Consider the following 9,236-nt stretch of genomic DNA (forward strand, 5'->3'; position numbering starts at 1 on the left):
GTCACGCCGCCGGGGTTCGGGAGACGGCCCCGACGGGCCGGTCACCTCGCCGCGCCGGCCGATGCCGTCACGGCGAGCCTTTCCATGGGCACCCAGTCGTGAAGGATGCTCCGGCCGGTCCAGTCGGCGGTGAAGACGGCGCCGCCTCCGGCCGGCTGGTCGTGGACGCGGGAGATTGGCCGACCGGCCATGTGACAGGCGAGGAGCGTGCCCACCGCTCCGTGGCCGACCACGAGCACGCGCCGCCCGTGCGGCTGGGCGAGCGCGCGCTCCACGGCGGCCACGATCCGCGCCTGGGCGTCCGCCGCCCGCTCCCAGCCCCGCACGCTCTCGGTCGGGGACGCGAAGAACCGGTCCGCCACGGCCTCGAACTCGGCCGGCGGCAGGAAGCCGGTGGCGGAGCGGTCGTTCTCGTGCATGGAGCCGTCCACCTCGATCAGCACCCCGAGGGCGTCGGCGACGAGTTCCGCCGTCTCCACCGCCTTCGCCTCGTCGGAGGAGAGGATCCGGTCGATGCCGGCGAGCCAGCCCGACCGCACCAGCGCCTCCACCCGGGCCCGACCCACGTCCGAAAGTCCCCACCGCGGTACCGGGACCGCCGGATCGATCCGGACCTGGGGGTGGGTGAGATAGTGGAGGATGCGCGTCATGAGGTCGGCGTGTCCGTCGGGCTGCGTCTGCCGCCACCGTCGCCGGGGTCGATGACGCCAGCATGACGGCGCGGTGACGGGTCAGGCCACGTAGCGGGCCGCCTCGTCGATCAGGCGGCTCGCGACGGTCTCCAGCCGCGCGGCCAGACGCTCGTCCGCGAGGCCGCCGTCGCCCGCGAAGGCGGTGGCGGCGGACGGCACCGAGATCTGCTCGGGGATGACGGTGGCGCCGAGGCCGAGCTCCAGCACCTGGCGCAGGTGCATGAGACTGCGGATGCCGGCGAACGCGCCCGGGGAGGCGGATCCGAGCGCGTAGACCCGCCCGCGCCACGGGGACGGCTCCCCGGCGCCGGCACGGATCCGGCTGACCCAGTCGATGGCGTTCTTCAGGAGCGGCGGGACGGAGGCGTTGTATTCCGGGCTCGCGATGAAGATGCCGGTGTGGCCCGTCATCTGGGCGGCGAGACGTCGCGCCCCGTCAGGAACGCCGGAGGCGGCCTCCAGATCCGCGTCGTAGAGCGGCATGGCGTAGTCGCCGAGGGACAGGAGCGTCGGCTCGGCGTCCTTGAGGGCGAGCGCCTGCACCATCTGGGCCGCGAGCCTGGCGTTGTGGCTGCCGGTCCGGATCGATCCGGCGAAGACCAGGATGCGGGGGCGGGGGCGGATCATGGCGGAGCCTCCTGTCTCGGAACGGACCTCCAGGCCAAGTGAGGCGTTCGGGTCGCGCCGTCAAGCCTCCGGCGATGGCGGCCGGCGGATCCGGTACCGCCGGTGGAGCGGCTTGCCAGGCGAACCGGCGCCACCTAGATTGGAATCATTCCAATCTGTAGGACGGCCTCATCATGTTTCGAACGTCCAGGCGCGCCTTCTCGGACCTGTCGGAGCGCGAAATCCTCGCGCTCGCCATCTCGGCCGAGGAGGAGGACATGCGCATCTACGCCTCCTACGCGGACGGCCTCAGGGCCGACTATCCGGCGACGGCCGCCGTCTTCGACGACATGGCCCGGGAGGAGAACGAGCACCGCGGCCGGCTGATCCAGACCTTCCGCGCCCGGCACGGCGAGACGATCCCGCTCGTCACCCGCGAGCACGTGCGCGGCTTCTACGATCGTTCGCCCTACTGGCTGGTGCGGCCGCTCGGGCTCGACCGGGTGAGGCGGGAAGCCGAGGCGATGGAGGCGGAGGCGCACAATTTCTACCTGAAGGCGGCCGCGCGGACCTCGGACGCGTCGGTGCGCGATCTGCTCGGCCAGCTCGCCGCCGCGGAGCGAAGCCACGTGTCCATGGCCCGGCGGCTCGGCCTCAGCCACCTGACCGATGACGCCCGCGGCCGGGAGGACGCGGACGAGCGGCGGCGCTTTCTGCTGCAGGTGGTCCAGCCGGGCCTCGCCGGGCTGATGGACGGGTCGGTGTCGACGCTCGCCCCGGTGTTCGCGGCCGCCTTCGCGACCGGCGACACCTGGGAGACCTTCCTGGTCGGCACGGCGGCGGCCGTGGGCGCCGGCATCTCCATGGGCCTCACGGAGGCGCTCTCCGACGACGGCACGCTGACCGGGCGCGGCAGCCCGGTGATCCGCGGCCTTTCCGCCGGCATCATGACGGCCGTCGGCGGGCTCGGCCACGCCCTGCCCTACCTGATCCCGGACTTCTGGACCGCGACGGCGATCGCCGTGCTGATCGTGTTCGTGGAGCTCTGGGCGATCTCGTGGATCCGCTGGCGCTATATGGACACGCCGTTCCTGAGGGCCGCCTTCCAGATCGTGGTGGGCGGCTTCCTGGTCTTCCTCACCGGTATCCTGATCGGACACGGGTGAGACCCACGGGGCCCGCGAAGGCGGAGCGGCCGGCGGCCGCTCCGTGGTCGTCCGAACAGGACCTCGGCGGGATCAGACCGTGACGCCGGTCGGCACCGGGCAGGAGACGCCGGTGCCGCCGAGCCCGCAGTAGCCGTTCGGGTTCTTGGCCAGATACTGCTGGTGATAGGCCTCCGCGTAGTAGAAGGCCGGGGCGTCGAGGATCTCGGTGGTCACGTCCTTGTGGCCGGCGGCCTTCAGGGCCGCGCCATAGCGCTCCTTCGCGGCCTCCGCGGCCGAGCGCTGGGCCTCGGACGTCACGTAGATGCCGGAGCGGTACTGGGTGCCCACGTCGTTGCCCTGGCGCATGCCCTGGGTGGGGTCGTGCGCCTCGAAGAACACCTTGAGCAGGCCCTCGTAGGAGACCTTCGCCGGGTCGAACACCACCTTCACCACCTCGTTGTGGCCGGTGAGCCCGGTGCAGACCTCCTCGTAGGTGGCGTTCGGCGTGTGGCCGGCCTGGTAGCCGACGGCGGTCACCCAGACGCCGGGCGTCTGCCAGAACTTCCGCTCCGCGCCCCAGAAGCAGCCGAGGCCGAAGTAGGCGACCTCCAGCCCGTCCGGATAGGGCTCCTTGAGGGCGTTGCCGTTCACGAAATGGCGCTCGGCTGTCGGCAGCGCGGTCGGGCGGCCCGGCAGGGCCTCGGCGGCGCTCGGGACGGCGAGCTTCTTGGAGAGCATGTTCAGAAGGTACATGGCCTGTCTCCGTCGTCAGAAAGCCTGGGCGCGGCGGCGCTTGCGGCCGAGCACCATCAGGAGGATGCCGAGACCGCCGCCGACCGCGAAGGTCGGCCAGAGCAGCACGGTGAGGAGGATCGGATCCCATATGTAGGGATGGAGATAGCGCTGCACCACCGCCTGCAGGAGATTGAGCGAGCCGGGATGCAGCTGGAACCACGTCTGGCCGAGGGGCGTCAGCACCACCGCGTCCGCGGCGAGCGACCGGATGCCGTCGGCCACGAGAGCGATGAAGGAGGCGGCGAACAGGAGTACGCCGAGGCCGCGGATCAGAAAGGCGATCATGTGGGAAGAGGTCCGCTGAAGTTCGGCGCGGCGGAGCGCCTGGGTTTCGCGACCCGCGTCGCGGTCCAGGCGAGAGGGTGCGCGAAAGAACTATGGCCGATAGGACACGGTGTCCATGCAAACCGTCGTCATGAGGTCGTGACCGGACGGCGGACCGGGGCGTCCGCCGGAATTCCGCCTTGCATCGGGCGTTTACCGGTCGCAACAAGCAGTGTCCTTGCCAATTTGTGCGAATCAAGGGAGCAGAGCCTCATGCGGTGGACCCCGATCGTCAGCGTCGCAGTCACGCTCGGCCTTGCCGGGTGCGGGGGGTACAGCCTGACCAGTCCGTCGGCGCCGCGCGGTCCCGCTCCGCTTCCGGCGGCGCCCACCGCCCCGGTCCAGTCGCAGATCCTGCCGCCGCCCATGGCCGGCGCGCCGCTGGCGACCGACCCGAACGCCGTGCCGGCCGCACCCACCGACCTGGCCGCCGCGCCCGCCACGCAGGCGGCGCCGGCCGCGGCCGTCGAGGTCCGCCGTCCGGATCTCAACGGCGGCTGGACGCTCGCCTCCGGCGGCGAGAGCTGCCAGCTGTTCATGAGCCTGACCACCTGGTCCGGCGGCTACCGGGCCAACACGCGCGGTTGCGCGTCGGACGAGTTGAAGTCCGTGGGCGCCTGGGACCTGACCGGCCGGGACGTGGTGCTGAAGGACGCGTCCGGCTCGCCGGTCGCCCGGCTCACCGCGGTGGCCCCCGCCCGCTTCTCCGGCCAGACCGAGGTCTCCAAGCGCGGCGTCCAGTTCTTCCGCTGACGCCCGGACCAGACCGGAGCCGGCCGGGGACGCGACCTTCGATCCGCTTGTGCGGAACCGGGCGGGGACGGTAGAGCTTTCGCATCGGCGAAGGCCATCCGGCCGCCCCTCCCGCGTCCAACAGCCGGCCCGAGATCCCTTGCCCTCCACCCCCGCCTCGCCCGACACCTACGGCACGGACCGGCCGCTCGGCACCGGCGTCCTGGCGCTCTACGACCTGAAGGTCACCGAGGGCGAGATCACGCCCGATCCGGCGCAGCGCGCCGTCGCGCGCCATCTGGATCGCCTGTACCGGTCGCTCCAGGAGGAGCGGCTGGCCTCCAAGAAGAGCGCCCTCGGCTGGCTGTTCGGCCGCAAGACCAAGGCCGCCGACGCGCCGAGGGGTCTCTACGTCTGGGGCAGCGTCGGGCGCGGCAAGACCATGCTGATGGACCTCTTCTTCTCCATCGCGCCGGTGGAGAAGAAGCGGCGGCAGCATTTCCACGTGTTCATGGCCGACGTGCACGAGCGGGTGTTCGCCGCCCGCCAGGCCCTGGCGCGCGGGACGGACCGGGACCCGGTGGACCTGGTCGCCGACGGTCTCGTGGAGGAGGTGCAACTCCTCTGCTTTGACGAATTCGCCGTCACGGACATCGCGGACGCCATGATTCTCGGCCGCCTGTTCACGAAGCTGTTCGACCGGGGCGTCGTTCTGGTGGCGACCTCCAACGTGGTGCCGGACCGGCTCTACCACGACGGCATCAACCGGGATCACTTCCTGCCGTTCATCGCGCTCCTGAAGACCCGGTGCGAAGTGGTGCGCCTGGACGCGGCCGTCGACTACCGGCTGGAGACGCTGGACTTCGCCGACGTCTACCACACCCCGCTCGACGGCGCGGCCGATGCCGCGATGGACCGGCTGTGGGCGCGCCTGCTCGCCGGGGCGGCGGAGGAGCGGCGGGTCCTTTCGGTGAAGGGTCGCAAGCTGGTGGTGCGCCGGGCCGGCCCGGGCGTCGCCCGCTTCACCTTCGAGGAGCTCTGCGAGCAGCCGCTCGGCGCCGTCGACTACCAGGCGATCGCCGCCGCCTTCGGGACCGTTCTGGTGGAGGACGTGCCAGTGATGAGCTACGAGCGCCGGAACGAGGCCAAGCGCTTCATCACCCTGATCGACACCCTCTACGACGAGGGCATCAAGGTCGCGCTCTCCGCGGCGGCGGAACCGTCCGGCCTCTATCATGCCCGCCAGGGCGCCGAAGCGTTCGAGTTCGACCGCACCGCCTCCCGCCTCACGGAAATGCGCTCGGAGGCCTATCTGGCCGAGCCCCGCCGCTCCGCCCGCGAGGCGAGCCTCTAGGGCATTCTCCGATCAAGTTGCACGACTTGATCGCCGAGAGGATGCTCCAGCTTATTGAATCTGGAGCGATTTCTTGTCGAACTGACGATTCCGTCAGGTCGGAAAGCGCTCTAGGCGCCGGAGCCACGAAACAGTCCAGATCCCGGTCGTCGGACCCGCCGCGCCGCACGCGGCCGGCGGTGCGCGATGGCGCTCGCCGACGCCATCCGGTCGCCGATCTTCCGCACGCTCGACGTCCGGACCGTCAGTAGAACCGCCTTTACCCTTGGGGAACCACGCAATGGTGAAGGAAGATCTCGGGGTCTCATTTCTTCGTCTGATCGCCTTTCGTTGCCCTTGCACCGCAGCAGGATGCGGGTTAATGCCTTCGTGGCTGAAGTCGGCCTACATGACCTTTACGTAAACGGAAGGCCAGGAAACATGGCGCGAAACAAGATCGCTCTCGTCGGTGCGGGTCAGATCGGGGGCACGCTCGCCCACTTGGTCGGCCTGAAGGAACTCGGGGACGTGGTCCTCTTCGACATCGCGGAAGGCGTGCCCCAGGGCAAGGCGCTCGACATCGCGGAGAGTTCGCCGGTCGACGGGTTCGACGCCAAGCTCTCCGGCACCCAGACCTACGAGGCCATCGAGGGCGCCGACGTGGTGATCGTCACCGCCGGCGTGCCGCGCAAGCCGGGCATGAGCCGCGACGACCTCCTCGGCATCAATCTCGGCGTCATGGAGCAGGTCGGCGCGGGCATCGCCAAGTATGCCCCGGACGCCTTCGTGATCTGCATCACCAACCCGCTCGACGCTATGGTGTGGGCGCTGCAGAAGTTCTCCGGCCTTCCGGCCAACAAGGTGGTCGGCATGGCCGGCGTGCTCGACAGCGCGCGCTTCCGCCACTTCCTCGCCGAGGAGTTCAAGGTGTCGGTGGAGGACGTGACCGCCTTCGTGCTCGGCGGCCACGGCGACACCATGGTGCCGCTGACCCGCTATTCCACCGTGGCCGGCATTCCGCTGCCGGATCTCGTGAAGCTCGGCTGGACCTCCCAGGAGAAGCTCGACCAGATCGTGCAGCGCACCCGCGACGGCGGCGCCGAGATCGTCGCCCTCCTGAAGACCGGCTCGGCCTTCTACGCGCCCGCCGCCTCGGCCATCGCCATGGCGGAGAGCTACCTGAAGGACAAGAAGCGTGTTCTGCCCGTGGCCGCCCACCTCAACGGCGAATACGGCCTCACCGACACCTATGTGGGCGTCCCGGTGGTGATCGGCGCCGGCGGCGTGGAGCGCGTCATCGAGATCGAGCTCAACGGCGACGAGAAGTCGGCTTTCGAGAAGTCCGTCGGCGCCGTGCAGGGCCTCGTGGCGGCCTGCAAGACCATCGCTCCGGCGCTCGCCGGCTGACGGCATCAGCCCCTGACCGGTCCGGGGGCCGGTCGGGGGTCGTCCCCCACCCGTCCCCAACCGTCGAGGACGTCCGGATGAACATCCACGAATATCAGGCCAAGGCCATCTTCAAGCAGTACGGCGTACCGGTGAACCCGGGCGTGGCCGTGCTCAGCGTCGAGGAGGCCGAAGCCGCCGCCAAGTCCCTGCCCGGCCCGCTCTGGGTCGTGAAGAGCCAGATCCACGCCGGCGGGCGCGGCAAGGGCAAGTTCAAGGAAGCCGACGCGGGCGAGAAGGGCGGCGTGCGCCTGGCGAAGTCCGCCGAGGAGGCCGCCGCCTTCGTGCGGCAGATGTTCGGCAAGACCCTCGTCACCGTGCAGACCGGCCCGGCCGGCAAGCAGGTGAACCGGATGTACATCGAGAGCGGCTCCGACATCGAGAAGGAGCTGTACCTGTCGATCCTCGTCGACCGCGCCACCAGCCGGGTCGCCTTCGTGGCGTCCACCGAGGGCGGCATGGACATCGAGCAGGTGGCCCACGACACGCCGGAGAAGATCGTCACCTTCTCGATCGACCCGGCCACCGGCTTCATGCCGCACCACGGCCGCACCCTCGCCAAGGCCCTGAAGCTGACCGGCGCCGCGGCCAAGCAGATCGGCCCGGTGGCGGAGAAGCTCTACAACGCCTTCGTCGGCACCGACATGGCGATGCTGGAGGTGAACCCGCTGATCGTCACCCCGGCGGGCGACATCATCGCCCTCGACGGCAAGGTGAACTTCGATTCCAACTCGCTCTACCGCCATCCCGACGTGATGGAGCTCCGCGACGTCACGGAGGAGGACGAGAAGGAGATCGAGGCGTCCAAGTACGACCTCGCCTACATCGCCCTCGACGGCACCATCGGCTGCATGGTGAACGGCGCCGGCCTCGCCATGGCGACGCTCGACATCATCAAGCTCTACGGCGAGGAGCCGGCCAACTTCCTGGACGTCGGCGGCGGCGCCTCGGAGGAGAAGGTCACCGCGGCCTTCAAGATCATCACGGCCGATCCGAACGTGAAGGGCATCCTGGTCAACATCTTCGGCGGCATCATGAAGTGCGACGTGATCGCGCGCGGCGTGCTCGCCGCCGTGAAGACCGTCGGCCTTCAGGTCCCGCTTGTGGTGCGCCTGGAAGGCACGAACGTGGAGCTCGGCAAGGAGATCATCGCCGGGAGCGGCCTCAACGTGCTCGCCGCCGACGACCTCGACGACGCGGCCCAGAAGATCGTCAACGCCGTGCGGGGAGCGCGCTGATGTCCGTCCTCATCAACAAGTCCACCAAGGTCATCACGCAAGGCATCACCGGCAAGACCGGCACCTTCCACACCGAGCAGGCGCTCGCCTACGGCACCCGGATGATCGCCGGCGTGACGCCCGGAAAGGGCGGCTCCAAGTGGACCGCCGCCTCGGGCCAGGAGCTGCCGGTCTACGACACGGTGCTGGAGGCCAAGGAGGCGACCGGCGCCGACGCGTCCGTCGTCTACGTGCCGCCCCCGTTCGCGGCGGACTCGATCTGCGAGGCGATCGAGGCGGAGATCCCGCTCGTGGTCTGCATCACCGAGGGCATTCCGGTGCTCGACATGGTGCGGGTGAAGCGGGCGCTCTCCGGTTCGAAAACCCGGCTCGTCGGGCCGAACTGCCCGGGCATCGTGACGGCGGGCGAATCGAAGATCGGCATCATGCCGGCCAACATTTTCTCCAAGGGCAACGTCGGCATCGTGTCGCGCTCCGGCACGCTGACCTACGAGGCGGTGTTCCAGACCACCCGGGCCGGCCTCGGCCAGACCTCGGCGGTCGGCATCGGCGGCGACCCGGTGAAGGGCACCGAGTTCATCGACGTCCTGGAGATGTTCCTCGCCGACGACGCCACCCACTCGATCATCATGATCGGCGAGATCGGCGGCTCCGCCGAGGAGGAGGCCGCGCAGTTCATCGCCGACGAGGCCAAGCGCGGCCGCAAGAAGCCGATGGTCGGCTTCATCGCCGGCCGCACGGCGCCTCCGGGCCGCCGCATGGGCCATGCGGGCGCCATCATCTCCGGCGGCAAGGGCGGCGCGGAGGACAAGATCGCCGCCATGGAGGCCGCGGGCATCCGCGTGTCGCCGTCGCCGGCGCGCCTCGGCACCACGCTGGTCGAGGTGCTGAAGGGCTGAGCGGCGAGCCCGGCTCCCCGACC

At 70.1% G+C, this 9,236-nt stretch carries 10 protein-coding genes; 6 read left to right on the top strand and 4 right to left on the bottom strand.

Going from position 1 to position 9,236, the window contains the following annotated elements; genetic code table 11:
• Positions 1 to 41: 41 nt before the first annotated feature.
• Together HND91_RS19215 and HND91_RS19220 are read right to left on the bottom strand one after the other, a co-directional pair.
• On the bottom strand, positions 42 to 650 hold the full coding sequence (locus HND91_RS19215) for a histidine phosphatase family protein (protein ID WP_181708224.1): 609 nt from the start codon (positions 648 to 650) through the stop codon (positions 42 to 44).
• Between the two features lie 81 nt (positions 651 to 731).
• Positions 732 to 1,319: an NADPH-dependent FMN reductase gene (locus HND91_RS19220; RefSeq protein ID WP_181708225.1), complete on the bottom strand. Its 588-nt coding sequence runs from the start codon at positions 1,317 to 1,319 to the stop codon at positions 732 to 734.
• A 173-nt stretch (positions 1,320 to 1,492) separates the two neighbouring features.
• Between HND91_RS19220 and mbfA the strand changes: the two genes are divergently transcribed.
• A complete protein-coding gene (mbfA, locus tag HND91_RS19225) occupies positions 1,493 to 2,464 on the top strand; it encodes an iron exporter MbfA (protein ID WP_181708226.1) in 972 nt (323 codons plus the stop codon).
• Between the two features lie 72 nt (positions 2,465 to 2,536).
• Here the strand turns inward: mbfA and msrA are convergent, their stop codons facing one another.
• Positions 2,537 to 3,199 carry a peptide-methionine (S)-S-oxide reductase MsrA gene (gene msrA, locus HND91_RS19230; RefSeq protein WP_181708227.1) on the bottom strand — a complete coding sequence of 221 codons (663 nt, stop codon included), beginning with the start codon at positions 3,197 to 3,199 and terminating at the stop codon, positions 2,537 to 2,539.
• A 15-nt stretch (positions 3,200 to 3,214) separates the two neighbouring features.
• Positions 3,215 to 3,526, bottom strand: a complete 312-nt coding sequence (locus tag HND91_RS19235) for a hypothetical protein (RefSeq protein ID WP_210272799.1) — start codon at positions 3,524 to 3,526, stop codon at positions 3,215 to 3,217.
• Between the two features lie 252 nt (positions 3,527 to 3,778).
• Here HND91_RS19235 and HND91_RS19240 point away from each other — a divergent pair, with 252 nt between their 5' ends.
• The 5 genes from HND91_RS19240 to sucD all read left to right on the top strand — a co-directional run bounded on the left by HND91_RS19240 (position 3,779) and on the right by sucD (position 9,213).
• A complete protein-coding gene (locus HND91_RS19240) occupies positions 3,779 to 4,318 on the top strand; it encodes a protease inhibitor Inh/omp19 family protein (RefSeq protein WP_181708228.1) in 540 nt (179 codons plus the stop codon).
• Positions 4,319 to 4,535: 217 nt separating this feature from the next.
• On the top strand, positions 4,536 to 5,651 hold the full coding sequence (gene zapE / locus HND91_RS19245; protein ID WP_181708264.1) for a cell division protein ZapE: 1,116 nt from the start codon (positions 4,536 to 4,538) through the stop codon (positions 5,649 to 5,651).
• Between the two features lie 420 nt (positions 5,652 to 6,071).
• Entirely contained in the window at positions 6,072 to 7,037 is a 966-nt protein-coding gene (mdh, locus tag HND91_RS19250) for a malate dehydrogenase (protein WP_181708229.1), read from the top strand.
• Between the two features lie 77 nt (positions 7,038 to 7,114).
• Positions 7,115 to 8,314: an ADP-forming succinate--CoA ligase subunit beta gene (gene sucC / locus HND91_RS19255; RefSeq protein WP_181708230.1), complete on the top strand. Its 1,200-nt coding sequence runs from the start codon at positions 7,115 to 7,117 to the stop codon at positions 8,312 to 8,314.
• Positions 8,314 to 9,213, top strand: coding sequence for a succinate--CoA ligase subunit alpha (gene sucD, locus HND91_RS19260; protein ID WP_181708231.1), 900 nt, complete (start codon positions 8,314 to 8,316; stop codon positions 9,211 to 9,213). Before sucC ends, sucD begins: the two co-directional genes overlap by 1 nt.
• Positions 9,214 to 9,236 lie beyond the last annotated feature (23 nt).

The organism is Chthonobacter rhizosphaerae, assembly GCF_013839525.1.
In the GTDB taxonomy this organism is placed as follows: Bacteria; Pseudomonadota; Alphaproteobacteria; order Rhizobiales; family Pleomorphomonadaceae; genus Chthonobacter; species Chthonobacter rhizosphaerae.

Coding starts and splice junctions, on each gene's coding strand:
- HND91_RS19215 (WP_181708224.1), bottom strand. CDS start 650: ATGACGCGCATCCTCCACTATCTCACCCACCCCCAGGTCCGGATCGAT.
- HND91_RS19220 (WP_181708225.1), bottom strand. CDS start 1,319: ATGATCCGCCCCCGCCCCCGCATCCTGGTCTTCGCCGGATCGATCCGG.
- mbfA (WP_181708226.1), top strand. CDS start 1,493: ATGTTTCGAACGTCCAGGCGCGCCTTCTCGGACCTGTCGGAGCGCGAA.
- msrA (WP_181708227.1), bottom strand. CDS start 3,199: ATGTACCTTCTGAACATGCTCTCCAAGAAGCTCGCCGTCCCGAGCGCC.
- HND91_RS19235 (WP_210272799.1), bottom strand. CDS start 3,526: ATGATCGCCTTTCTGATCCGCGGCCTCGGCGTACTCCTGTTCGCCGCC.
- HND91_RS19240 (WP_181708228.1), top strand. CDS start 3,779: ATGCGGTGGACCCCGATCGTCAGCGTCGCAGTCACGCTCGGCCTTGCC.
- mdh (WP_181708229.1), top strand. CDS start 6,072: ATGGCGCGAAACAAGATCGCTCTCGTCGGTGCGGGTCAGATCGGGGGC.
- sucC (WP_181708230.1), top strand. CDS start 7,115: ATGAACATCCACGAATATCAGGCCAAGGCCATCTTCAAGCAGTACGGC.
- sucD (WP_181708231.1), top strand. CDS start 8,314: ATGTCCGTCCTCATCAACAAGTCCACCAAGGTCATCACGCAAGGCATC.